We start from the raw sequence: 24908 nt of genomic DNA, 5'->3' as shown, positions 1-24908 counted from the left end.
CGTTCGTTCCCCACACCCAGGTCCGAGGCTACGCTTCCCACCTGGACGGGCACATGACCCAAGAGGGCCATTCGAGGGCCACACGTGACCCTGTCAATCCGGGGGGCTCCGCACCGGCCCCGCGGCCGTGCGGTCCCGGGCCGCGCCCCGGCCCTGCGGTGACTTCCCGGAAGCCTTCCCAGCAATCGACTGTTTAATACCTATGTCCCGTTCGTCCCGGGACGGAAGTCGCCGAGCATCTGCTCCAGCGCCGTCTCGGGCAGGTCCCGGGCCGTCAGCCGGGCCACGGTCGCGGCGTTGACGTCGGCGCCCCGGAGTCGAGCCGCCTGCCGAGCCACCGTCTGCTCGAACAGCGCCCGGACGGTCCGCGCGTAGGCGAACTGCGGGTCGTCCCGCATCCGCTCGAACCGGGTCAGCAGCTCGACCCTCAGCTCCTCGTCCAGCATGTACAGGTCGCGCTCGGCATAGCTCTGGAAGAGCTTCACCATGTCGCGGTCGCCCATCCCGGTGAACTCCAGAGTCCGGCCGAACTCGGCGCGGAACGTCGGGTTGCCCGCGAGAAAGCCCTCCATCTCCGCCGCCGGACTGGAGCAGACCACCACGAACCTGCCCCGGGCCGCGTTCATCCGGCGCAGCAGCTCCGCCACGACGGCCGGGCTCCGGTCGAGGCGGTACGCCTCCTGGACGAGCAGCACCCCGCCGAGCGCCTGCTCCACCATGCTCGCGACACGGTTCTCGGTGTCGACCCGGTCACGTCCCGCCAGGTGGACGGGACGGCACGCGACCACATGCCCGGACGCCAGCAGCCCGAGTGCCGCGTAGATGCCGCCGATGAGACCCGCCACGGTCGTCTTCCCGGTCCCGGGCGGCCCCACGAAGATCAGGTGTCGGCCTTCCCCTGCGGACACCCCGTACCGGGCCCGGTCGGCGACGAGCCCCGCCTCCTCGGCGAGTTCGTGCACGGCGTCCTTCACCTCTTCCAGCCCGGTGAGCTGGTCGAGCTGCCGCAGGTAGCCGTCGATGTCGCCGGGCGGGCGCAGCGCGGGCTCGATGCCCTCGGCGACGCCCGTGAGATCGTCGGGGGTCAGCACGAGCCGGTCGTGGGACGCCCCCGCGCGCTCCATGTTCCGTTGCGCCGCCTGGTCGAGGTACGCCTCGACCAGCCGCGCGTTGACGAGATCGCCCGGCCCGCGGAGCCGGTTCAGGTCCTCGCGGGCGACCTCCAGCGCGGACGCCCCGATGGTGACGCGCCGCTCCTCGGCCAGCAGGTGCAGCAGCGTCATGCGGTTGTCGAGATCGCTGAAGTCGGGCAGCCGGTGGACGCGGAACGCCTGGACGAGCTTCGGATGGTCCCGCAGAAGCTGTTTGTACGCCTGCGGCTCGCAGGTGGCGATGACGGGCGTGGTGTTCACCGGGTCGCGGCGGGCCCGGCGCACCGCGCCGACCACCGCGCCCTGGTCGGGCGCGCAGCGGATCGCGACGTCCAGCCGCTCGAACAGGATCACCGGGCCGGGCTGGGCGAGGATCCGGCCGATCCGCTCGGCGGGCGCGTCCCGGACGTCCTCGGCGTCGTGCGCGCGGATCGACCCGTCGCCGAGGCCCGCGTTCGCCAGCGTCAACGCGATCATCCGGGAGAGGCGGCGCTGCCCCGAGTGCGGGCCGCCGACCAGTAGCACGCCCGGCACCGCCGGTTTGATCGAGCTGGGCGCGCCGTCCACCCGGGTCGCCTCGATGCCGTCGTTCACGGGCGCGTTGCGCTCCAGCACCTGGCGGCGCAGCTCGGCGAGCAGGTCCGTCACGTCGTGGTCGCCGTACACGAACCCGAACCCGAACCGCTCCAGGACGCGTCGTTCGCCGCGGTCCCGCGGGGGCGGGATCTCGTGGACGGGCTGTTCCGGCGCCGGGGTGTCGTCCAGGAAGTCGAAGTCGCCGATCATCGTCTTGGACATGACCTTCGTCCCCGGCGGCGGCGCGGCGCCCGGTGCGGAGGGCGGCGGCTGCGCGGGGTCGTCGGCCTCCAGGTCACCGGGTTGCAACACGCGCGTGCCGGGCGGGCCCGGCGGGACCGGCGGCGCCCCCGAGCCCTCCATCCGCGTGGCATGCGGATCGAACGAGGCGGGCGCCGGAGCCGGCTGCGCGTGTGCCTGCGGCTGCGGCTGCGCTTGAGGCTGTGCCTGCGGTTGAGGCTGCGCCTGCGCCTGGGGCTGGGCCGGTGGCTGCGGCACGTTGGGCGGCGGCTGCGGCATTTGCGGGGCGGCACCCGCCGGCTGGTAGCCCAGCTGCGTGTACGGGGGCGCGACGCTCCCGTCCGGCGTGTCGTCCTCCGGAGGCGAGTAGCCGCCGAGCTGCTGCTCCGGCACGGCGGGCGTAGGCGGCTGCGGCGGTGGTGGGGTGCTCTGCATCGGTGCGGGCGGCGCCGCGCCGGGACGCTGGAACCCGAGTTCGGTGTAGGGCGGCGCGACGCTCCCCTCGTCCCGGTCCTCCTCGGCGGGCTGCCGACCGCCGATGATCGGGTCCGGATGGGCGAACGCGGCCTGCTGCCCCTGCCCCGCCATCTGGTCGTCCGCCCGCGGGCCCGGCGCGTTCTCCCACCCCGGCTGGGCGGGCGGCTGGACGAACGGACGGTCGGGCTCGGACGGTGACCCCTGCGGTTGTGGAGGCGTGCCGGGGGCGAGCCCCGGCTGGCTCTGCATCCCGAACGGGGCGGGCTGCGCCGGGGCCGGGCTCGGCGGCGGCGTCGCGGTCGGGGCGGCGGCCGTCGCGCGGGCCCGGTTGCGGCCGATGATCCCGGCGACGATCGCCGTCGGAACGGGAAAACCGCGGGGGCGCGCGGGCATCCCGCCCAGGCGGCACCAGGCCAGGTCGAGCTCGTACATCGCGGCCAGCAACGTCTCGGCACCCGGCCCGGACCCGGCGGCGGACCGCAGCGGCTCCGGCAGGCGCATGTCCTGTGGCCACAACCGGCGCAGCGGATGCCCCTGCTGCTCCGACACCGCCTGCACGGTGTAGCGGATCTCCGGGTCCAGCCACGGGACGATGGAGCCGGCCACGTCCTTGCGGACGACGTCCAGGTCGGCGGCGAGCAGCGCGGCGGCGACGAGACGCGGCTCGATGTAGGCGGGGTCCACGGGGTCGCCGGACAGGTCGGCCACCAGTTCGCTGAGCGTGTAGAACGCGTGCCGGAAGTTGTCGCCCGGCGAACTCTCGTTCCGCAGCGCGGGGACCAGGTTCGGCGGGCACCGCGTCAGCCACTGCTGGACGATCGCCTGGTCGCCGTAGGGCAGCGCCCCGTAGTCGACCGTGGGGTTGGCGAGCGTGGTGCTCAGGATGGCGAGCAAAGCGTCCGCCCGCATCTGGAACCGGACGTCGTCGCGGAGGGCGCTGGCGACGGCCCACATCGTCCGCAGCACGACGACCGCCGCGTCGACCCGGCTGGCCCGCAACCGCTCGGCGTACAGCCCGACCAGGGCCTCCAGGGGCGGCGGCGTGAGCCAGCGGGGGCCGTCCACGTGCGGGAGCGGCTTGGCCCGGTAGGGCTTCCACAGGTCGAGCATCTGCGCGTCCAGCCGCGAGTCGAACGCGGGCGCGGACGAGCACCACAACATCACGCCCCACGCCAGGGCCACGGTGGACGGCGTGTCGCTGGAGAACTCCGGCGACCAGTGCGGGTAGTCGGGCGCGTGCAGCGCGGCGGCGGACTCGACGGTCGACCGGACGCGCGCCGTCACTTCGGTGGCGAACCCGTGCCCGACGAACGGCAGGCCCGCCGGAGGGTCATAGGCGAAGTCGGGCCCGGCGGGGATCACATGCGGCGGCAGGTGCGGAATCCGCCCGGACCCCTGATGCGCGGGCCGCGCCGCCATCCGGACCGCGGGGGTGCGGGGCGGCGGGCACAGGTACCACTGCCCGTCGGACGGATGCAGCCGGTACCAGCGGGCCCAGGCGCCGAACAGCCACCAGGTGCCGTCGGGAAGGGCGAGCAGGCGACCGCCGATGGAGTGATGGCGTTGCTGCGGAGGTGCCGACGGCCACCACGCGGCGGCCACCATCGCCCTCGTGTCCCGCTCTGCCTCCGCGAACGGATCCTGCCCCGTCGGGGGGCTGGGCGGCGGAGCACTGCCATAACCCGGTCCCCAAACCACGATGGTCATCGTAGTCAGCAGAAAACGCCGGGGCTCTCCCTCACCGGGACGTTCGTCACGTCTCCGCAGGTCAGAAGGGTCCCAATCCGGCCTTGACGGCGCCTGGTCGGGGTCAGTGCCACTCGGCGGTGCGGTGGCGGCGGGCCTTCTCCGCGTACACCTGCGGGGTGTGCGTCAGGACGAGCCGGTCGTCGTCGGTCAGTTCGCGGACGATCCGGCCGGGCGTTCCGGCGACGAGTACACCGGACGGGATCTTCTTGCCGGGTGGCACCAGCGCTCCGGCGGCGATGAGCGTCCCGGCGCCGATCCGTGCCCCGTTCAGCACGATCGCGCCGATGCCGATGAGCGAGCCCGTCTCCACATGGGCGCCGTGCACCATCGCCTTGTGGCCCAGGCTGACCCGGTCTTCGAGGACGGCGGGCGTCCCCGGGTCGGCGTGCAGGCAGCACAGGTCCTGGACGTTGCACTCCTCGCCGACGACGATCTCCTCGTCGTCACCGCGCAGCACCGAGCCGTACCAGACGCTGGACGCGCGTCCCAGCCTGACCCGGCCGACGACGACCGCGCCGGGCGCGATCCACGCCTCGGGGTCGACGTCCGGCCGGTCCTCACCCAACGATCCGAGGTACTTCATGAGGCCGATGCTAAGCGGTGTTGCAAAGTCCCGGCCCACTGCGCTCGCCTGGCGGCTGTGTTTACTACAGGCCCGGCCCACTTCGCTCGCCTTGCGGCTGTGTTTACTACAGGCCCGGCCCACTTCGCTCGCCTTGCGGCTCGCTACGTGACCGTGCCTGGGCGAACGCGCATCGCTTCGCGATCCGCCCGGCTGCGCTCGCCTCCGGCGTCGCTCCGCCGGGCGGGTCACGCGTTCGCGCGCGGGCTGAGGCCACCTCGAAACAGGTCCTGGCCCGCGCGCGTCCGCCGGGTGGGCCGGAACCGGCCCGCGACACGCCCTGTCGAGATAGCACGAATTTTCCGAGATTGGATAGTTTGTCGCCTCACCAGGTGAAGAAACGGCGGCGAGAAGCGCGTTCCGGTTGCGCGAATGGGGTGGACCGGACAAGAGTCGTCCTGACGTTTCCGCATGTGGACCCGCTCACCGGCGGGTGAGGAGAGCAACCCGACCCTGACGGGGTGATGACCCCCGCCAACGACCCCCAAGGCATCATGAGCAACGAAGCCGAAATCCTGCCGAACCTCCTCAAAGACGACGCGCACGAGTTCGAGATCGTCATGCGCGGCTACAACCGCCGCCAAGTCGACGACTACATCGCGCGGTTCCTCCAGAAGAACCGAGAGCTCGAGGCTCGGCTCGCCCGTGCCCACGACGACTCCGAGCGGCTCCGCCGCGAGATGGCCGAACTCCGGGAGGCGCGCAAGCCCACCGGCGACGACCTGAGCGACCGGCTCCGCCAGATCATCAACCTGGCCGAGGACGAGGCCCAGGACAAGGTCGCCCAGGCCGAGACCAAGGGCGCGGAGATCCGCAAGGACGCCGAGCAGGAGTCCAAGCGGATCATCGACGAGGCCCGCGCGCACGCCGAGAAGAATCTCGCCCACGCGCAGGACAAGGCCGAGACCGTGCTCGCCTCCGCCAAGAAGGAGGCCGACAACGTCCTGTCGTCCGCCAAGCAGGAGGCCGAGCAGACGGTGACCAGCGCCCGGCTGGAGGCCGAGCGCACCCTCACCGCGTCCGAGCGCCGGGCCAGCGTGATCAACGAGGGCGCGACGCAGCGGTTGACGTCGCTCACCAAGAACCACACCCAGGCCCTGCAGCGCCTCACCGAGATCAGCGAGACCCTGCACCGCCTCCTCACCGCGGAGAACGAGGCGGGCCCGCTGGAGAAGATGGTCGAGGACGCCGTCCGGCAGACCGCGCCCCGGAGCAAGCCGGCCCAGCCCGCGCCGGCCGCGGCCAAGCCGGCCGCCGCCGGTCCCGCCCAGCCGAGCACACCGCCCGTGAAGAAGCCCGAGCCGACCGCCGACATCCCGGTCGCGGCCACCCCCCAGCAGCCCAAGCACGCCCGTCCGGTCGAGGAGCCGAGCGCGCCGATCGCCCCGCCGCCGCCCGCCGGCACGACCCCGGTCGTTCCGCCGCAGCAGCCCCGGGGGCCCATCGAGTTGTAGGCCGTCCGCGACGCCGGACGGTGACATGTCCGCCCAGGGGCGTCCCTGGGCGGACATCGTCGTCTATAAGATCTTTGGGGTGAGCAAGAGGACCCACACGCGGGGCGGAAACGCCCGTCCGATCAGAATCCTCGGAGATCCGGTTCTGCGCACCGAGTGCGACCCGGTCCGGACGTTCGACGCCGCGCTGGAACGGCTCGTCGACGACATGTTCGTCACCATGTACGAGGAGGACGGCGCGGGCGTGGCCGCCAACCAGGTCGGCGTGGGTCTGCGGGCGTTCGTGTACGACTGTGAGGACGACCGCGGACGCAGGCACGTCGGTCACGTCGTCAACCCCAGGCTCGTGGTCGCCGACGGGGAGATGCTCGTCGAGCCGGAAGGCTGCCTGTCCGTCCCGGGGATGCGTTTCGACACGCCCCGCCACGCGCACGCCGTCGTCGAGGGCGTCGACATGAAGGGGCGGCCCGTCCGCGTCGAGGGCACCGGCTACTTCGCCCGTTGTCTCCAGCACGAGTGCGGGCACCTAGACGGTGGCGTCTACATCGACGTCCTGTCCGGCGACGCGCGGCGCGAGGCGATGCGCGCCATCCGCGCGCTCGACCGTTAGCCCGCTCGACCGTTCGGACCGCCGATCCGGCGCGCTCAACCGATACCCGGGGAACATTCAGGGGACATTCAGGTTGAAGTGGGAACCTCTCCGGTAAGTGTCGAGGGGGGACTGTGCCATTGGTTGATCGGACGGCGAACGGCGGGAGGGCGGCGGAGGCGACGCTGCTCGTCGTCGAGGACGAGCCCAACATCCTGGAGCTCCTGGCCGGCAGCCTGCGTTTCACCGGTTTCGACGTGGTCACCGCGACCAACGGCGCCGACGCGGTCCAGTCGGCACGGCGGCATCGCCCGGACCTCATCGTCCTGGACGTGATGCTGCCCGACATCGACGGTTTCGACGTCGCGCGGCGGCTGCGGTCCGGCGGCGACCACACCCCCGTGCTGTTCCTGACCGCGCGGGACGCCGTGCAGGACCGCGTCAAGGGGCTGACGATCGGCGGGGACGACTATGTCACCAAGCCGTTCAGCCTGGAGGAGGTCATCGCGCGCATCCGGGCCGTGCTGCGGCGGTTCCGCGGCGGCATGACCGAGCCACCGCCGCGACTGGTGTTCGCGGACGTCGAACTCGACGAGGACAGCCACGAGGTGTGGCGCGGCGGGCGCGCGATCCAACTGTCGCCGACGGAGTTCAAACTGCTGCGGTACTTCATGGCCAACGCGGGGCGGGTCGTGTCGAAGGCGCAGATCCTCGACCATGTGTGGAACTACGACTTCCGGGGCGACGCGGGCATCGTCGAGTCGTACGTGTCGGCCCTGCGCCGTAAGGTCGACAACGCCGAGCCGCGGCTCATCCACACCCTGCGCGGCGTCGGATACGTCCTGCGCGAGCCGTCGAGATCGGGCTGATGGCCACGCGGTTCCCGGCGTCCACGGCCTCCCGGCCGGCGCCGGCACGGACGGACCTTCCCGGCGCGGGCCCGCATCCGTGGCCGCGCCGCGAAATGGCCCGTCTGTGGGGCCGGACGTCCCTGCGCGTCAAGCTGATCGCGGGCATGCTCGTCCTGGTCACGCTCGGGATGACCGTGATGGCCGCGGCGGGCGCGTCCGTCCTGCGGCAATACCTCGTCGGACGGGCCGACGACCAGTTGCGCGGTTCGGTGGGGCGCGCGGTCGACCAGGTCGTCGAGGGGCTGCGCAGCGGACAGCGGGAGATCAACGTCCGGATTCCGAGCGAGATGTACGCGCAGGTCCGTGCCACCAGCGGCAGCATCGTGTGGCAGAACTCGGCGTGGAGCGAGTCGGGCCATCCGCGGCTGCCGGACGACATGAGCGAGCGCATGGACCGTCCGTTCACCGTGAACGGGACGGGCGGTTCGCAGTGGCGGATCCTGGCCGCGCCGGTCACCGGCGGTGTGCTCGTCCTCGCGTTCAGCCTGGAGGAGGTCGACCGGACCGTCCGCAGTCTCGTGACGATCGACGCCATCGTGGGCCTGCTGGTGCTGAGCGTCCTGGTCGGGCTCGGCGTGCTGGTCGTCCGGGCCAGCCTGCGCCCGCTCGCCGCGGTGGAGGAGACGGCGGGCGCGATCGCGGCGGGCGATCTGTCGCGCCGTGTCCCGGAGGGCGATCCGCGGACCGAGATGGGACGGCTCGGCCGGTCGTTGAACACGATGCTCGCGCAGATCGAGGCGGCGTTCGGGGCCCGCGCCGACTCCGAGGCCGCGGCCCGGCGGTCGGAGGAGACGGCACGCCGGTCGGAGGAGCGGATGCGGCGGTTCATCGCGGACGCCAGCCATGAGCTGCGCACCCCGTTGACCGCGATCCGCGGCTTCGCCGAGTTCTACCGGCAGGGCGCGGCCCGCACCCCCGAGGAACTCGACCGGTTGGTCGGCCGGATCGAGGACACCGCGTCCCGGATGGGCCTGCTGGTGGAGGATCTGTTGCTGCTCGCCCGCCTGGACCGGCAGCGTCCGATCGAGCGGCGCCCGGTGGATCTCCTCGCCGTCGCCGCCGACGCCGTCCAGGACGCCAGAGTCCTCGCACCCGACCGAAAGATCGACCTCTCGCTGGAGGGAGGTTTGGCGTACCAGGTGCGGGGGGACGAGGCGCGGCTGCGGCAGGTGCTCGGCAACCTGCTCACCAACGCCCTCACGCACACCCCCAAGGGCACGCCGATCGACGTGCGTCTCTTCCCCGGGAGGCTGCGGGACGCGCCCGCCGTGACCGTGGAGGTCGCGGACTCGGGCCCGGGACTCGCCCCCGAACAGGCGGAACGCGTCTTCGAACGCTTCTACCGGGCCGACGAGGCCCGTTCCCGCGCGGGTGGCGGCACGGGCCTCGGCCTCGCCATCGTCGCCGCGCTGGTCGCCGCCCACGACGGGCTGGTGGAGGCCGACTCCTCGTCCGGCGAGGGCGCCACGTTCCGGGTCGTCCTTCCTTTGGACGATGACTGAAGATGGCGTTCAGCCAACGTTCAGCTACGTGCGTTTAAGTGGTCGGCACAGGGCGCGCCCCGTTCCCGACGGGGAACGGGAGGTCGCGCCCTGGCCAGCAGTACCCCGCGCCGTACCGGCACCCGCGGTCGGGGGGACGCCACGCCGCACGTCCCCTCGACCGCGGTTTTTTGGTTGATGTCCGCTTTCAGCACACTTTCAGGTTGGCTCCAGCCAGTCTGCAGCCGCGCCGCGCACGCTCCATGGTGAGTGGACGGCAGGGGACCGCATGAACGCGCATGTCGTGGAGGACGCCCGCGAACCCGCCGGGCGGCGTTCCCGCGGTCGGACGGCGCTCCGCCCGCCCCGGGCGGGTCGTCGACGCCGACACCGCCGGCGAGACATCGCCGGCACCCCGGGCTGACCCGGGACGCCGACCGGCCAAGCTCTGGGGGGAGCGGGCGGACGGACGGCGAACCGGGCAGAGGGTCCCTTCCGGCCGGGCCGGGCCGGAAGGGACCCGGCATGGGAGGGCGGCCGCGGGATCGCACACGACGTTCCGCGGCCGCACGCCCGCGCGCGGATTACTCGGACGACAAGATCACTCATCCCTGCGACAATGGGAACATGTCCGATCGTGTCCACGTCCGCGGCTCGGTCTCCATTCCGGAGTCCGAGCTGAGCTGGCGTTTCTCCCGTTCTTCGGGGCCGGGCGGGCAGCATGTCAACACCAGCGCCACCGCCGCCGAACTCTCCTTCGACGTCGCGAACTCCCCGTCCCTGCCGGACCATCTCAAGGCCCGCGCCCTGGACCGTCTCGCGAACCGCCTGGTCCGCGGCGTCCTCACCATCCGCGCCGAGGAGTACCGCTCCCAGCAGCGCAACCGCGACGCGGCCCGCACCCGCCTGGCGACCCTGCTGGCCGACGCGACCGCCCCGCCCCCGAAGAAGCGCATCCCCAAGAAGATTCCCCGCGGCATCAACGAACGCCGCTTGGAGAACAAGAAGCGCCGCAGCGCGGTAAAACGCCAACGCGCCACGCGCTGGGACTGACCCACCCCGGGCGCCCTCGAACACCGGCCGCCGCCAATTCACAAGGCCCGGCACGGCGCTCCCCACACGAGATGTCACCGGAATTCCGGCATTGTCCCGCGACCGGGCGAGCCGCACACCTCAGCAGGCGGGGGCGGTGGCTCGGTGGTCCCCGATGCGGACGTTGAGTGATTAGGGGGGCGCTGTCCGAGACAAACGGCGTGGCTCATAAATGGATGTATTGACACCCGCGTGTATTGCGCCTTGTAATTGCGCGATGCGACAGGGCACGTTCCACTATGCGCTGATCCAGCGCAAGAGTCTCGGCGGCATCCTCACTGTCACCAGGGAGCAGCCGTGCCTGGTGGTGTCCAACGACAGGTACAACGGCCTGCCGAACACGAAGCACGTGTGGGTGCTCCGCACGCGGGGCGACGGTCAGGCGCTGTCGTTCGCCGCGCTGGATCACGTCCCGCAGGCCGACCTCGATCCGGAGGAGCTGGACTCCGCGAGCAAGGAGTACGTGTCCGACGCCCTCGACTGGGTGCGGTGGGGCATCTCCGGCGACCAACCCTGGCGCAACACGCCCATGGAACTCCAGGAGGCGCACCGGGAGGCGCTGCGGGTCGGCGACCACCTCCGGCAGGGCGACATCGTGACCGACGGCCACGGAACGGCGGTGGTCATCTCCGGGCCGGCGCTCAACTCCATCCCGGGCGGCGACGTCGTGTGGGCGCTCGGCGTGGTCTCCAAGGAGGAGATCAGCCTGGGCAAGGTGATCAATCTGCCCACCAGCGGGCTGACCAAGATCGACGCCATGCGCGAGGAGACTCGCGCGGGTCTGCTGGCCGCCGTACTGGACATCCTCTGATCAGCGGCTCGACCCGGTGATGGCCTCCGCGTAGGCGGCGAGGCGTTCGGTGGCGGTCGGGCCGCCGGTGTCGGGCCGCGGAACGCCGAGATGCCGTTCGCGGAGTTCCGCCATCAGGTCGTTCCAGAGTTCCGGCCCCTCCGCCTCCATCAGCTCGGCGCCCGCCCGCAGCTCGGGGCTGGTCGGACGGTTGCGGGCACCCCACGCGCCCAGGTGCACCAGCACGGGCACGAGCTGGATGGCGGCCTCGGTCAGGGTGTAGGTCGCGCGCTGACCGCGTCCGGCGTCGTCGCGGGTGAGCAGGCCCGTCTCGACGAGGGTCCGCAGCCGGTCCGCCAGGATGTTGGACGCGATGCCCTCCGCCGACTGCGACTGAAGCCGCCGGAAGTGGCGGCGGTCGCCGAACACCATGTCCCGCAGGATGAGGAGCGTCCAGCGGTCGCCGAGCACCTCGACCGCGGCGTTGATCGGGCATCCGGAACGCGGCACCTCGGCCATGACACCTCCAGAGACGAGCTGCTTGCACTTTACAACCAGATCTCACTACGATCCGGAGTGCTTGCATGGAGCAAGCGGTTTGAGGGTGGAGGACGAAGCACCATGTCACGAAACGTCGAGACCGTCACCAGGTATCTGGACGGCTTCCGCAAGAACGACCATGAGCAGATCCTGTCCTGTCTGACCGACGACATCGTGTGGACGGTCTTCGGCGCGTTCCGCCTGACCGGCAAGGAGGCCTACGACAAGGCGATCGACGGCGCGCCGCACTTCATCGACCCTCCCGAGCTGGAGGTCGTCCGCATGGTCGAGCAGGACGACGTCATCATGGCCGAGGTGAACGGCGTCGCGCGCCGCGCGGAGGGCGGGGAGATGCGCATGTCCATGGCCGAGGTCTTCGTCATGCGCGACGGCAAGATCGCCGAGCGCCGCGCCTGGGTGACCGAACTCAAGGAGAACGACTTCCGCTGAACCGCTGAACCGCTGAACCGCTGACCGGATGGCCCGAGGTGGTCCCGGGGTGGTCCGGGGTGGTCCGGGCGCCGGTCGACCGGTCAGGATTTGCGGGCGGCGGCGCCCCACATACCGGTGATCGCGGTCGGCGGGGCGTCGGGCGCGGGACGCCAGTCCTGGACGGGGACGACCCCCGGCGGGAGCAGGTCGAGGCCCGTGAAGAATTCGCCGACGCCGTCGCGGGTGCGGAACGTGACCCGGTAGCCCATGGCCTTCGTGAGGGTCTTCTCCGCGGCCGACATCTGTTCCGGAAGCTGGTCGATCCCGGGATGGGTGACGGCCAGGAAGCTGCCGGGGGCGAGCGCGTCCATGAGGGTGCGGACGATGCCGCGCGGGTCGTCGTCGTCCGGGACGCAGTGCAGGATGGCGATGAGCAGGAGCCCCACGGGCCGGTCGAAGTCGAGGAGACCTGCGGCCTCCTCCAGGATCCGGTCGGTGTCGCGGAGATCGGCGTCGATGAACGCGGTGGGCGCGGTCACCCCGGCCAGCAGGGCACGGGCATGGTTGGCGACGATCGGGTCGTTGTCCACGTACACGACGCGGCTCGCGGGATTCACCGCCTGCGCGACCAGGTGCGTGTTGTCGGCGGTGGGGATGCCGGTCCCGATGTCGAGGAACTGGGTGACTCCCTCCCCGGTCATGAAGCGGACGACCCGGCTGAGGAACGCACGGTTCGCGGTGACGCCCGGCTTGATCGTCGGCGTGGCGGCCATCACCCGCTCGGCCGCGGCCCGGTCGGCGGCGAAGTTGTCCTTGCCGCCGAGCCAGTAGTCGTAGATGCGGGCGATGTGCGGGGTGGTGACGTCGATTCCGTGGGGGACGATCTCGCCCTCGTCGTTGATCATGAACCGAGAATAGACGCCCGCGAAACACCGCGGTGCCCGTGCGAGCACGGGCACCGCGGCGCCGGAAGGGAATCACATCAGGTCGTTCGTCAGGTCACTACCGTGAGATCGCCTCCCACAGGGCCGGAACGTTGGCCGGGGTCCAGCCGGGGATGGACGTGTGGGCCTGGCGGCAGCGGTACTTCACGCCCTCGTAGGTCACCACGTCACCCGCGCTGTAGGCCTTGCCGGCGGCCCAGGCGGTGCCGTCGTCCGGCGGCTCGTTGTCGTCCGGCGGCTCGTTGTCGTCGGGCGGGTTCACGCGCGCCCCGACGTTGACCGCGGCCCACGCGTTGGCGGTCGCGGCCCACTCGGCGCTCTGCTCGCCGTAGAGCCCGGCGGCCGCCTCCAGGGTCGCGCGGCGCGCGTCGGCGTAGTTGGTCCTCGGCCCCATCTCCTCGGTGAGGGCCTTGTACCAGATCGCCGCGGCCTTCTCCCGGCCGATGCCGGTCACGGGCTTGTTGTCGTAGGTCGGCGAGTCGTAGCTGACGCCGTTGATGACCTTCTTACCGCTGCCCTCGGACAGCAGGTAGAAGAAGTGGTTCGCGATGCCCGAGGAGTAGTGGACGTCCACGCTCCCGGCCCGGGAGGACCAGTTGTCCAGCGAGTTGCCGTCCTGGCTCGGACGGGCCATGTACCGCAGCGGCGTACCGTTGCCGAAGATGTTGATCTTCTCGCCGATGAGGTAGTCGCCCACGTCGCTGGGGTTGTTGCTCCAGAACTCCATGGCGGTGGCGAGAATGTCGGACGTCGCCTCGTTCAGACCACCGGACTCGCCCTGGTAGATCAGCCCGGCCGTGTTGGAGGTGACGCCGTGGGTCATCTCGTGTCCGGCCACGTCCAGCTCGGTCAACGGGCTGTTGTTGCCCTTGCCGTCGCCGTACGTCATGCAGAAGCAGCTGTCTTCCCAGAAGGCGTTCACGTACGCCTGGCCGTAGTGGACGCGCGAGTACGCGCCGACACCGTCTCCGCGGATACCGGAGCGACCGTGGACGGTCTTGTAGTAGTCCCACGTCTGACCGGCGCCGTACGCGGCGTCCACACCGGCGGTCTGGCGGTCGCTCGCCGTCCCGTTGCCCCAGGTGTCGTCGCTGTCGGTGAACACGGTGCCCTTGCCCGACTGGGCGCCGCGCAGGTCGGTCGTCTCGTGGTTGCCGCGCCCGGTGTCCCGCAGGACGAAGGAGCCGCCGGAGCCGGACGTGCCCAGTTCGACGGTGCCGGAGTACATGCTGCGGCCGGTACCGGTGTGGACGCCCTGCCACTCGATGATCTTCTTGCCGGTGCCGGCGTCGGTGACGACGTGCAACCGGTTGGGGGTGCCGTCCTTCTGCGTCCCGCCGACGACCGTCTCCCAGGCCAGGACCGGCTTCCCGTCCTCGCCCATCCAGACGACCTTGCGGGGGGCCTTGCTGCCCTCCGCCTTCGGCGTCGCCGGCTTGGTGGACGCCAGCGTCTTCGGCGCGGTGTCCACCTTCAGCGGTCCGATGGCCGACTGGGTGACGCGCGTGATGGCGCCGGACGGCGCGCGGTGCACGATGACCTCGTCGCCGAGGACGGGCAGGCCGTCGTACGTCTGCGCGTAGCGGACGTGCGTGCTGCCGTCCTGGTTCTTGATGACGCTCTTGACCCTGAGTTCGACCTCGCCGCCGAGCTTCAACCGCGACGCGGTCTCGTCCTCCTGCGCCTTGGCCTTGCCGATGAGCGCCTTGTACTCCTGTGGGCTCACCTTCGCCGGCATCTGGCCGGGGTCGCCCTTGGCGGGGGGCCGGGCGGGGGGCTGGGCGGCGGCGGACACGGTCTGCATGCCGAGTACCGCCATCGCGGCCACGGTGACCAGCGCGGTGCCGGTCGTGACGCGCCTTGGCACGCGTCGGGGGGGTGTGGATCTCACACGGTCTCCTTGTCTACCGGCCGTCTGGGGGGTGACGGCGGAGGGGGGCTCGCTCCGCCGGACGCGGGAAAGGCGCCGGTGGAGCTCCGGAGTGCCGGAGAATGGTTGACTCGGGAACGATCGCATGCATTTGTGTGCATGTCACCGTAAAGTTCGCCGCGCGCCCCACACATAGGGAGATCGGGACGAAAACAAGGGAAACCCCTACATGCCGTAGGGGTGGACAGGGGGCTGAAATCGGGAGAAGGTGCCCGCCAACACAGGGGGAATCCCGGTAAGGCCGCTCAGCGGGCGTGGCGGAGGGCTAGCGGGACAGGGTCGCGCCCGAGCCGTCCAGGCCGCCGCCGAGCCCGTCCAGGCCGGAGCCCAGTAGAGAGCCGAGCTGCGTGCGCGACCGGATGCCCAACTTGCGGTAGATGCGGGTGAGGGACGCCTCGACGGTCTTAACACTGAGGAACAACCGGTTCGCCACCTGCTGGTTCGTGGCGCCCTGCCCGACGAGAAGCGCGATCCGCCGCTCCCCCTCCGTCAGCGCCGTGTGCGCCATCGAACCGGACGGCACCGTCCCGTCCTGGAGGCCCATGTCCAGCCGGGCGAGCCGGTGCCGCGCCTGCTCCGCCCAGGGCCGCGCCCCGCACCGCACGAAGATCTCCAGGGCCTCCGCCGCGGCCTGCCGGGCGGCCCCGGCGCGGCGGCGCCGGCGTTCGATCCGGGCCCGTTCGAGGAGGCACTGCCCCGCCTCCAGCGGCTGGCCGAGCCGTTCGAACAGCGTCGTCGCCCGCCGCAGCAGCTCCACGGCCTCGTCGGGTTCGCCGCGGGCGGCGCGCACACAGGCCTCCGCGCGGTCCAGCCGGCCGGTGACGCCGACGCCCCTTGCCCGTCCGCCGACCGCGGCGCGCGTCGCGCGGATCACCTCCTCGGCCCGGTCGACCTCGCCGAGCGCCGCGAGCCCCTCGGCGAGGTCGCTGTGCCAGCGCAGCACCATCGGCGATCGCAGCCCGCGGCCCTGCCCGTCCATGGCGGCGAGCGCGTCGATCCGCCACAGGGTGTCGACCCCGGCGCGGACGTCGCCGAGCCGCATCCGGGCGACACCGAGGACGTGCAGCAGCCGTGTCTGGAAGACGACGTCGTTCTCCTGCTCGGACGCCCGCAATCCCCGCTCGGCGAGCGCCACGGCCCGGTGGATGCCGCCGCCCGCCAGCTCCGCCAGCGCGCCGTGGTACCAGGCCGGTCCGGGGCTGAACGCGGCCTCCTTCGTCACGCGCATCGCCCGGTCGGCGAAGTCCAGCGCCTCCCGGCACCGGCCGGTGCGGACGGCGATCTCCGTCAGGTTCCGCAGGACGTGCACGACCTCCTCGCCGGACCCGCGTTCCACCAGCGCCAGCATCCGCAGCAGTTCGGCGCGCGCCTCGGTCAGCCGGTCCTCGGTGATGGCGCAGTAGGCGGCGATGTACCGCGGGGTGGTGTGCAACTGGCCGTCCAGGGGCGGTTCCGGCAGGCGCAGGGCACGCCGCATGTCGCCGACGTAGTCGCCGCGTCCCTCGATGAGCGCGATGTTGGCGCGCAGGGCGAGGGCCTTGGCCTCCAGCGCCGTGTCGCCCGCGGCCCGCGCGTTCGCCAGCGCGCCGTCGGCCTCGTGTTCGGCACGGTCGGGCGCGCCGTTCAGCAGCGCGCCGAGGGCCATCCGGATCCGGAGCGGCGCGAGCAACGCCGGGTCGCCGTCCGCGTCCACCAGCGCGGCGGCGAACACCTCGCCCATCTCGGCGAGCCCCTGGCCGGACAGGTCGAGCAGGGCGAGCCTGACCCGCACCCGCTGCGCCCGGGTGGCGTCGGCCGCGAGCACGGCCTCGGCGGCGCGGTGCACGAGGTCGGGCAGCCCGCCGTTCGCGCCGGTCTCGGCCGCCGCGACCAGCCACTCCAGCCGCTCGGCCGCCGGTTCGGCCGGTGACCGGTCCGCGGCCAGCCGGTACAGCTCGGCGGCCATCCGGTGCGCCCCCTGCCGGACGGCCTGTTCCGCCGCGGTGACCAGCGAATGCGCGAGTTCGGCGTTCGGGCCGGGGTCGGCGAGGGCGCGGTGTCTGGTCCGTCCCGCCGCGTCCGGGACCACGTCCGCGAGCGCCCGGTGCACCCGCGCCAGATGCCGCGCGTCGGCGGACTCGGCGAGGACGGTGCCGACGGCGGGCGGGGTGAACCTGAGCCCGCCGCCCTCCGTGATCAGCAGGCCCAGGCCGGCGGCGTGCCGGATGTCCCGCGCGGCCTCGGCGCGTCCGGCCCGGCGCAACAGGTCGATCGTCGGCCGGATCGCCAGCGCCGCCATCAGCAGCGTCTCGTGCGCCTGCGCGGGCAGCCGCGCCAGCCGCTCCGCGATCACGGCCTGGACGCGTTGCGGCAGCGGGGCCGGACGCCAGTGCCGGGGAATGCGGTCGGTGAACGCGCCACCGAGCGCCAGCGCGAGGTAGGGGTTGCCGCCGGAGTCGGAGTGCAGGGTGTTCACGACGCGGACGGGAAGCCCGTAGCTGTCGAACATCTCCGCGAGTTCGTCCGGCCCGAGGGGCGGGACGGGCAGGTGCAGGGCGTCGGGGGTGGGAGCCCAGGGCGCGCTGCCCCCGTCGCCGGCGGCGAAACCGTCCGGCCAGCGTCCCGCGACGACGGCCCGCACACCGCGTGCGGCGAGCCTGCGCACGGTGTATCGGACGGCGTGCACCGACTCGGTGTCTAACCACTGCGCGTCGTCGACGGTGAGCAGCACCGGGCGTTCCTCGGCGCAGCGGGCGAGCAGCCCCCGGAAGGCCAACCGGCACGCGACATGGTCGGTCGTGGATCGGTCCGCGAACGACCGGCCGGGCGAAGGCTCGGCTGAACCGTCCGGCGCCCGGTCACCGGACGCCGCCGAATGCGGCACGGGCAACCCCGTCAGCCGGTCGCGCGGCAGATCGGCGATGAGCCGGTCGGGCAACTGGTCGAGCAGCTCGGCGAGCCCCGAGCAGGACACCCACCGCTCGGTCTCCGTGCCCGCGACCCGCAGGACGAGTTCTCCCCGCGCGGCCGCCGCGGCCCCGACCGCTTCGAGCAGGGCGGTCTTGCCGATGCCGCTCGGACCCGTCAGAACGGCACTGCCGTTCGCGGTGAGGCGGGCCTCGATGGACGCGAGCAGTGCCGAACGTCCGACCAGCGAAGGCGGTGCTCCCTGGCGAACTCTCGCCGGCGCCGCACCGACGTCCATGGCTCGCTCCCTTCCGGAGGAATCGGACGCCGTCCCGAACAATAACCACCGGGAGGGACGCCTACAACGGCCATACTCCACACATCTTGGAGCTACTCGCCCTGCCAGTTCGGCCTGCGTTTCTCGGCGAAGGCCGTCGGCCCCTCCCGGGCGTCCCTGGACGTGATGACGGGCAGCGCGATCTCCTGCTGCCTGCGCCACATGTCGTCGGACGTCCAGTCGGCGGACTCGACGATCATCCGTTTGGTCGCCGTGAGCGACAGCGGCGCGTTCCCGGCGATCGTGGCGGCCAGTTCCCGCGCCGCGGCGAGCGCGCCGCCCGGTTCGGTGAGCCGGTTGACGAACCCCAGCTCGGCCATCCGCTCCGCCGGGTACGCGTCGCCGGTCAGGGCGATCTCCATGGCGATATGGAACGGGATGCGCCGGGGCAGCCGCAGCAGGCCGCCGCCCGCGGCGATCAGCCCGCGCTTCGGCTCGGGCAGCCCGAACCGGGCGTCCCGCGCCGCCACGATCATGTCGCAGGCCAGCGCCAGCTCACAGCCGCCCGCCAGGGCGTACCCCTCGACGGCCGCGATGAGCGGCTTGGCCGGTGGCCGCTCGGTGACGCCCGCGAACCCGCGTCCCTCGACGGAGGCGACGTCCCCGGTGAGGAACGCCTTGAGATCCATCCCGGAGGAGAAGGTGCCGCCCGTGCCCGTCAGGATGCCGACGGACAGGTCCTTGCGGGAGTCCAGCTCGTCCATGGCGGCGGCGATCCCGCGTGCGGCCTCGCCGTTGATCGCGTTGCGCACCTTCGGACGGTTGATCGTGACGACGAGGACACCGCCGTCCTCGTGGGTCAGCACGGCTGCGTCGGGGGACGTGGGGGGTCGTCCACCCTCGGTGGACACGGCGTCGGTCATCTCTTCAGGACCTCACTTCGGCTGGAACCGGATACCGCCGTCGAAACGGATCGTCTCGCCGTTCATGTAGTCGTTCTCGACCAGGGACTTGACGAGGTGCGCGAACTCCGACGCCCGGCCCATCCGTTTCGGGAACGGAACGGGCGCGGCGAGCCTGGCCTTGAACGCCTCCGCCTCCTCGCCCTGCCCGTAGATGGGCGTGTCGATGATGCCGGGGCAGATGGTGTTCACCCGCACGCCGATCGCGGCGAGGTCGCGGGCCGCGGGCAGCGTCATGCCGATGATGCCGCCCTTGGACGCCGAGTAGGCGACCTGCCCGGTCTGTCCCTCGATCCCGGCGATGGACGCGGTGTTGATCACCACGCCGCGGGCGCCGTCCTCGTCCACCGGCTCGGTCTTGGCGATGGCGGCGGCGCCGATCCGCATCAGGTTGAACGTGCCGATCAGGTTGACCCGGATGACGGTCTCGAACTTCCCGAGGTCGTGCGGGGTTCCGTCGCGGTTCACCGTCCGGGACGCCCAGCCGATGCCCGCGCTGTTGACGATGACGCGCAGCGGCCGTCCGGTGTCTACGGCGGCCTGCACGGCTGCCTGCACCTGCTCCTCGTCGGACACGTCCGTCTTGACGAAGACACCGCCGACCTCATCGGCGATGGACGTCCCCCTGTCCTCGTTCAGGTCGGCGACGACCACCTTGACACCCTCGGCCGCCAGCGCGCGGACGGTGGCCTCGCCGAGGCCGCTCGCGCCACCGGATACGACGGCGGAAACTCCGTTCAGGTCCATGGGCAGCACCTTACATAGAGACCGAATCCAGTTCGGAGTGATGCTATCGAGATGCCGCCGCCGCGCCCGGCACGCCCACCCCGGCGGGTCACGGACGACGGAGTCACTCTTGGGTCTCCGCAAAGCGCGCGTTTGCTCGCCGCCGCGTCGGGCACCCCGCTCTCCATGAGGCGACCGCGGCAGTCGTGCCGCGGAAAGGAACACCGCAGTGAGGCGTACGGGATGAGTGAACGTCCGGCACAGAGCCAGCCCTACCCGGGACGGACGGGCGACATGGCCCCCGAGCCCCGCGATGAGATGCGCGACTACACGGGCAGCGGCCTGCTCGACGGGCGCCGCGCCTTCATCACCGGCGGCGACTCCGGCATCGGACGCGCCACCGCGGTCGCGTTCGCCAAGGAGGGCGCGGACGTGGCGATCACGTATCTGGAGGAGGACGACGACGCCCGGCACACCGCCGACCTGGTCGAGGCCGCCGGGCGCCGCTGCTTCACGTTCGGGGGCGACCTGGCGGAGGAACGGCACTGTCGGGACGTCGTCGAACGCGCCGTCAGCGACCTCGGCGGGCTTGACGTGCTCGTTCTGCATCACGGGACGCAGACGCCGGTGAAGGACGTCCGCGAGATCGACAACGCCCAACTCCAGCGGACGTTCGCGGTCAACGTGTTCGCCCTGTTCTGGACCGTCCAGCAGGCACTGGACCACATGGGGCGCGGGTCGTCCATCATCATCACCGGGTCCATCAACGGGCTGCGCGGCAACAAGACGCTCATCGACTACTCGGCCAGCAAGGCGGCGGCGATGGCGCTGACCACGTCCCTCGCCCAGAACCTCATGGACCGTGAGATCCGCGTCAACTGCGTCGCGCCCGGCCCGGTCTGGACTCCGCTCATCCCCGCGACGTTCGACGAGGAACGCGTCGAGGGCTTTGGACAGCAGGCGCCGATGGGACGCGCGGCCGACCCCGACGAGATCGCACCGTCCTACGTGTTCTTCGCGTCCAACCGGCAGTCGTCGTACTACACCGGCCAGACCCTTGTACCTGCGGGCGGTGAGATCCACCCCGGATGACGGGACATGGCCGTTCCGATGGAGTCGCCTTGACGGAATTGCAGCGCAGCGACCCTGGGGAGCCGGGCTACGGACGCCGCAAGTCCGGCAAGGGTTTCGTGTATCTAGGCATGGACGGCCGTCCTCTGGCCGACCCCACCGAGAAGACACGAATCAAGTCTCTGGTCATACCGCCCGCCTGGCAGGACGTGTGGATCTGCCCGGACCCGGACGGCCACATCCAGGCGACAGGCACCGACGCGGCCGGACGGCGCCAGTACCTGTACCACGAGGCATGGCGGGAACAGCGCGACCAGGAGAAACACGAACACGTCCTGGAACTGGCCGAGCGGCTGCCCAGGGTCCGCGACACGCTCACCGAGCATCTCTCCGGACGCGGCTACGGCCGGGAGCGGGTCCTCGCCGCCGCCGTCCGCCTCATCGACCTCGGCTTCTTCAGGATCGGCGGTGAGGAGTACGCGGCCGGGAACGGAACGTTCGGGCTCGCGACCGTCCTGCGCGAACACGTCACCTGCAGGCGCCGCGAAGTGGCGTTCGAGTATCCGGCGAAAGGGTCGAAGGAGCGCTACCAGTCCGTCGCGGAGGAGGACGTCTGCAAGGTCGTGAGCGGTCTCAAACGCCGCCGCGACGACTCCCCCGAACTGCTCGCCTACCGGACGCCGGACGGCTGGCACGACGTCACGACCACCGACATCAACGACTTCGTCCGGGAGGTCACCGGCGGCGACTTCACCGCCAAGGACTTCCGCACCTGGCACGCCACGGTCCTCGCCGCCGTCGGCCTCGCGGTGTCGGTGCGCGCCGGCGACAGCGACACCGCCCGTAGACGAGCCATCGTCAGGGTCGTCAAGGAGGTCGCCGCCTATCTGGGCAACACCCCGGCCGTGGCACGGGCCTCCTACATCGACCCGCGCGTCATCGACCTCTACGAGAACGACCAAACGATCGCCCCTGCCCTCGAAACGTTGGGCATGGAGACCGCGGAAGGCGAACTGGCCACGCAGGGCCCGGTGGAACAGGCCGTTCTAGAGCTGCTCCGTTCTACCAACTGACGCTCACCAGGCAGAGACACGCTCCCCGGCATGGGTGCTGTCAACCCTCGCGGGAAGGTCCAGACAGTACAGGGCGTACGCGTGCTGGATTACTGGCAGCGCCACGTTCCGTACCCGAACACCCCCGGACGTGAGGCCCTTCTCCGTTCCCTTGTGGGCATGACCGTGGACGGCGAGATCCGCCCTGGCCGAATCGATCGCCTCCCCCAACAGGTAGCTGCCCAGGAACGGATAGATCTCCAGGGGCTCCCCTTCGAGGGTGTCCGCGGACGGCGAGTAGTGGGTCAGGCTGACGATCAAGTCTGCGTCCAGGTCGAGGAGGGCGGCGCCCAGCCGTCCCGCGAAGTCCTTGGTGTGGGAGACGAACGCCTTCATCTCCGGCTCACCGAAATCGCTGGCGCATCGGCCCTCGAACCCGCCGCCGAACCCCTTGCCACCGGCGACGCCCAGTTTCGTCCCACCACAGTCGAGAACCGTGCCGCCGCCTTCGAGGACGATCACACCGCACTCGCGCAGGACGTCCGTGATCTCGTTCTCGGCGCCGGAATGGTAGTCGTGGTTGCCGAGGACGGCGACGACGGGCACCCCGAGATCGCGCAGCTCACCGGCCGCGACCCGGCCCTCCTCGACCGTCCCGTGGCGGGTCAGGTCGCCGGCGACCAGGAACACGTCCGCGTGCTCGGCGAGCGTGGACAGCCGCGTCCGGTACGTCCCGGCCACCTCCGGCCCGACATGCAGGTCCCCCGCCGCGGCCACCCGGATCATGACAGCCGCTCCTCGTCGTCCGGCGCGCCGACCGCGACGACATGCACCTCGTTGCGAATCTCACGTCCCGCCGCGGCGCCCCGCGCGATCTCCTCGACCAGCCGGCGACGCTCCTCGCTCACCACCTCGCCACGCAGATGCACCACGTCGCCGCGAACGTCCACGCGGATGCCCAGCTCGTACGCCTGGGCGGCGAGCCTCTCCTGGATGTGCGCGGATACATATCCGGGCAGATCGGCCATGTCCGTCATGATCGGCCCCCTCCGTACATACCGGAGTACCTTCCCGCCCACCGGCACCCACACCCGGCGGTCACAGGACGTCCGGGCTGATGACGCCGAGCCGGGCGAGAAGCGTCAGATAGGCGTACGCGTACGGGGACCCAGCGGTCTCCGCGGCGACGTGCGGCCAGTCCACCTGTTCCCGAAGCGCCCGGCTCACGTGCAGGAACCCGCTGAAGTCACAGGCGGTCTCGGTGAACGCCAGCAGCCGCATGATCACCAGTTCGGTGGCGGGCAGCACGGGCATGAGCACCGCCCCGACCATCATCTCCTCGGCCCCGTCGAGGAGCCCGCCGTCCACCGGACGGCCGGACGGCGTATGGATCAGGTCGATGACCCGCTCACCGTCGCACGCCTTTTCCAGCCAGTTCTCCGGGCTCCGCAGATGCCTCATGCCCGCGTCCGCGAGCGCGTCCAACGCCGCCGGAACGTCCCGCTCCCGCACCACGAAGTCGACATCGTGCGTCGACACGGCCGCTCCGTGCGCGTACGCGGCGAACCCGCCCGCGAGCGCGTACTCGACACCGGCGTCGCGAAGCGCGGCGGCGGCGCGTTTCAGGCTGGACAGCAGGCCCTCCGCGTCCGAGCCCGCGGCGCCGGACCCCCGCGGCCTGACCTTGGGTTCGGTCTGCACGACCCCCACGCGTTCCTCGCTCGACGACGCTCGCCATGGCGGTACCCCCGGACGCGCATGTCATGCCCGCCGGCGTCCACCGAGACCGAACAAACACGCCATATCGGACGACTTTGCCGACCTGTGATAGACCCCACAATTTTCACAGCGAGTCGTCGAAGTTATCCACAGAACACCGTTCCACTACTCCCCGAGCAACGACCGGGCGACCATAACCTTTGAGCCCCGATTCCAAAATTGTGACCCGGCTCACACAAACGAAAATATGACGGGAATCAGCGCAGGCCAAGGCGGTAAGGTCGCCGACTTCGCGATGCCCGCCGACACGAAATCGGCCAGGGGGATTTGCCATGCTCGCCGGAGAGTGCATACGTTCCTGCTCGGTTCAAGCGGTCCAACTGGCCGCCCGGATAACAGAACACGCATACCGACGCGCGGCCGCGGCGTGCAGGGCCGTCCTCAGACGGCCCGCGCGGACCACACCGGTCGTCCCCCCGGACCACGCCGCCCGAGACGCCGCCGTCGGAAGCCGAATCCGTGCAGACGAGAGGCACGGAACCGGAAGCGACCCCGATCCAGCCGCGCCCTACCCAAGCGCGCCTGGACACCGACCGGTCGCGGCGGCCGAACCCCCTGACGAACGTCCCGTGGGTGACGGCTGCCCGGTAGGCATCACCCGCGAGATCTGGAGTCATTCTGCATACCCCCCGATACCGCCTGAAGCCCGGGATCATCACCCGCGGTCTGGTCCTGACCACGACGACGGCGCTCGGCGCGTCCCTCATCACCGCCGTCCCGGCGGAGGCGACCGCACAACTCGCCCCCACCGCGGCAACCAAGTCCTCCACGGCACGAGCGGCCAAGCAGAAGAAACGCGCGGCCTACGCCGTGAACTACGCCGCCAAACAGATCGGCGACCCGTACCGCTACGGCGGAACCGGCCCCAACACATGGGACTGCTCCGGCCTGGCCGGTGGCGCCTGGCGCAAGGCCGGCGTGAAGCTCCCACGCACGACCCAGCAGATCTACCGCTCGGTCAAGAAGAAGGTCTCCTGGAAGGGAGCCGTCAAGGGCGACCTCCTCTTCTTCTACAGCGGCCGCACCCACATGGGCATCTACGCCGGAAACGGCTACATGATCCACGCCCCCGGCCGCGGCAAACGAGTGAAGAAGGTCAAACTGACCTCCTACTACAAACGCAACTTCAAGGGCGGCGTCCGCCCCGGCCTCTGACCAGGCCCCCGGTCTCACACCG

Annotated in this window: 21 protein-coding genes; 10 read left to right on the top strand and 11 right to left on the bottom strand. The window is 71.3% G+C overall.

Annotated features, from left to right (window positions below):
- Window positions 1-200: 200 nt before the first annotated feature.
- Window positions 201-4151, bottom strand: coding sequence for an AAA family ATPase (locus BZB76_RS27380; protein WP_147449565.1), 3951 nt, complete (start codon window positions 4149-4151; stop codon window positions 201-203).
- Between the two features lie 103 nt (window positions 4152-4254).
- Window positions 4255-4776, bottom strand: coding sequence for a gamma carbonic anhydrase family protein (locus BZB76_RS27375; protein ID WP_121437283.1), 522 nt, complete (start codon window positions 4774-4776; stop codon window positions 4255-4257).
- A gap of 533 nt (window positions 4777-5309) precedes the next feature.
- Between BZB76_RS27375 and BZB76_RS27370 the strand changes: the two genes are divergently transcribed.
- The 6 genes from BZB76_RS27370 to BZB76_RS27345 all read left to right on the top strand — a co-directional run bounded on the left by BZB76_RS27370 (window position 5310) and on the right by BZB76_RS27345 (window position 11153).
- Window positions 5310-6269 (top strand): DivIVA domain-containing protein, encoded by a 960-nt coding sequence (locus BZB76_RS27370; RefSeq protein ID WP_121437490.1) that lies wholly within the window; start codon window positions 5310-5312, stop codon window positions 6267-6269.
- A gap of 79 nt (window positions 6270-6348) precedes the next feature.
- A complete protein-coding gene (gene def, locus BZB76_RS27365) occupies window positions 6349-6879 on the top strand; it encodes a peptide deformylase (RefSeq protein WP_246007238.1) in 531 nt (176 codons plus the stop codon).
- A 119-nt stretch (window positions 6880-6998) separates the two neighbouring features.
- A complete protein-coding gene (locus BZB76_RS27360; RefSeq protein WP_121437281.1) occupies window positions 6999-7727 on the top strand; it encodes a response regulator transcription factor in 729 nt (242 codons plus the stop codon).
- Window positions 7727-9271 carry a sensor histidine kinase gene (locus tag BZB76_RS27355; RefSeq protein WP_281273914.1) on the top strand — a complete coding sequence of 515 codons (1545 nt, stop codon included), beginning with the start codon at window positions 7727-7729 and terminating at the stop codon, window positions 9269-9271. Before BZB76_RS27360 ends, BZB76_RS27355 begins: the two co-directional genes overlap by 1 nt.
- Window positions 9272-9877: 606 nt before the next feature.
- A complete protein-coding gene (gene arfB, locus BZB76_RS27350; protein WP_121437280.1) occupies window positions 9878-10303 on the top strand; it encodes an alternative ribosome rescue aminoacyl-tRNA hydrolase ArfB in 426 nt (141 codons plus the stop codon).
- 256 nt (window positions 10304-10559) lie between these two features.
- Window positions 10560-11153 (top strand): hypothetical protein, encoded by a 594-nt coding sequence (locus tag BZB76_RS27345; protein WP_121437279.1) that lies wholly within the window; start codon window positions 10560-10562, stop codon window positions 11151-11153.
- On the opposite strand, the gene BZB76_RS27340 is transcribed toward BZB76_RS27345, so the two are convergent.
- On the bottom strand, window positions 11154-11651 hold the full coding sequence (locus BZB76_RS27340) for a winged helix-turn-helix transcriptional regulator (RefSeq protein ID WP_121437278.1): 498 nt from the start codon (window positions 11649-11651) through the stop codon (window positions 11154-11156).
- A gap of 102 nt (window positions 11652-11753) precedes the next feature.
- On the opposite strand from BZB76_RS27340, the gene BZB76_RS27335 reads away from it, so the two are divergent.
- Window positions 11754-12122 carry a nuclear transport factor 2 family protein gene (locus tag BZB76_RS27335; RefSeq protein ID WP_121437277.1) on the top strand — a complete coding sequence of 123 codons (369 nt, stop codon included), beginning with the start codon at window positions 11754-11756 and terminating at the stop codon, window positions 12120-12122.
- Between the two features lie 83 nt (window positions 12123-12205).
- On the opposite strand, the gene BZB76_RS27330 is transcribed toward BZB76_RS27335, so the two are convergent.
- The 5 genes from BZB76_RS27330 to BZB76_RS27310 all read right to left on the bottom strand — a co-directional run bounded on the left by BZB76_RS27330 (window position 12206) and on the right by BZB76_RS27310 (window position 19850).
- Window positions 12206-13009 (bottom strand): SAM-dependent methyltransferase, encoded by an 804-nt coding sequence (locus BZB76_RS27330; RefSeq protein WP_121437488.1) that lies wholly within the window; start codon window positions 13007-13009, stop codon window positions 12206-12208.
- A 97-nt stretch (window positions 13010-13106) separates the two neighbouring features.
- Window positions 13107-14939: a M4 family metallopeptidase gene (locus tag BZB76_RS27325; protein WP_211343215.1), complete on the bottom strand. Its 1833-nt coding sequence runs from the start codon at window positions 14937-14939 to the stop codon at window positions 13107-13109.
- A 304-nt stretch (window positions 14940-15243) separates the two neighbouring features.
- Complete coding sequence (locus BZB76_RS27320) at window positions 15244-18162, bottom strand: helix-turn-helix transcriptional regulator (protein ID WP_121437276.1); 2919 nt, start codon at window positions 18160-18162, stop codon at window positions 15244-15246.
- Between the two features lie 92 nt (window positions 18163-18254).
- Window positions 18255-19064 (bottom strand): crotonase/enoyl-CoA hydratase family protein, encoded by an 810-nt coding sequence (locus BZB76_RS27315; protein ID WP_121437275.1) that lies wholly within the window; start codon window positions 19062-19064, stop codon window positions 18255-18257.
- A gap of 12 nt (window positions 19065-19076) precedes the next feature.
- Window positions 19077-19850 (bottom strand): SDR family NAD(P)-dependent oxidoreductase, encoded by a 774-nt coding sequence (locus BZB76_RS27310; RefSeq protein ID WP_121437274.1) that lies wholly within the window; start codon window positions 19848-19850, stop codon window positions 19077-19079.
- A 222-nt stretch (window positions 19851-20072) separates the two neighbouring features.
- Between BZB76_RS27310 and BZB76_RS27305 the strand changes: the two genes are divergently transcribed.
- Complete coding sequence (locus tag BZB76_RS27305) at window positions 20073-20921, top strand: SDR family oxidoreductase (RefSeq protein WP_121437273.1); 849 nt, start codon at window positions 20073-20075, stop codon at window positions 20919-20921.
- A 29-nt stretch (window positions 20922-20950) separates the two neighbouring features.
- Window positions 20951-21973: a DNA topoisomerase IB gene (locus BZB76_RS27300; protein ID WP_246007237.1), complete on the top strand. Its 1023-nt coding sequence runs from the start codon at window positions 20951-20953 to the stop codon at window positions 21971-21973.
- A gap of 3 nt (window positions 21974-21976) precedes the next feature.
- On the opposite strand, the gene BZB76_RS27295 is transcribed toward BZB76_RS27300, so the two are convergent.
- From BZB76_RS27295 to BZB76_RS27285, 3 genes are all read right to left on the bottom strand, one after another.
- Window positions 21977-22738 (bottom strand): metallophosphoesterase family protein, encoded by a 762-nt coding sequence (locus BZB76_RS27295; RefSeq protein WP_121437271.1) that lies wholly within the window; start codon window positions 22736-22738, stop codon window positions 21977-21979.
- A complete protein-coding gene (locus BZB76_RS27290) occupies window positions 22735-22989 on the bottom strand; it encodes a BON domain-containing protein (RefSeq protein ID WP_121437270.1) in 255 nt (84 codons plus the stop codon). Before BZB76_RS27290 ends, BZB76_RS27295 begins: the two co-directional genes overlap by 4 nt.
- Before the next feature lie 61 nt (window positions 22990-23050).
- A complete protein-coding gene (locus tag BZB76_RS27285; protein WP_246007236.1) occupies window positions 23051-23662 on the bottom strand; it encodes a nucleotidyltransferase in 612 nt (203 codons plus the stop codon).
- Window positions 23663-24541: 879 nt separating this feature from the next.
- On the opposite strand from BZB76_RS27285, the gene BZB76_RS27280 reads away from it, so the two are divergent.
- Window positions 24542-24886 (top strand): C40 family peptidase, encoded by a 345-nt coding sequence (locus tag BZB76_RS27280; RefSeq protein WP_246007235.1) that lies wholly within the window; start codon window positions 24542-24544, stop codon window positions 24884-24886.
- Window positions 24887-24908 lie beyond the last annotated feature (22 nt).

It is taken from the genome of Actinomadura pelletieri DSM 43383 (assembly GCF_003634705.1).
In the GTDB taxonomy this organism is placed as follows: domain Bacteria; phylum Actinomycetota; class Actinomycetes; order Streptosporangiales; family Streptosporangiaceae; genus Spirillospora; species Spirillospora pelletieri.
This window is presented reverse-complemented; position numbering and strand designations above follow the sequence as displayed.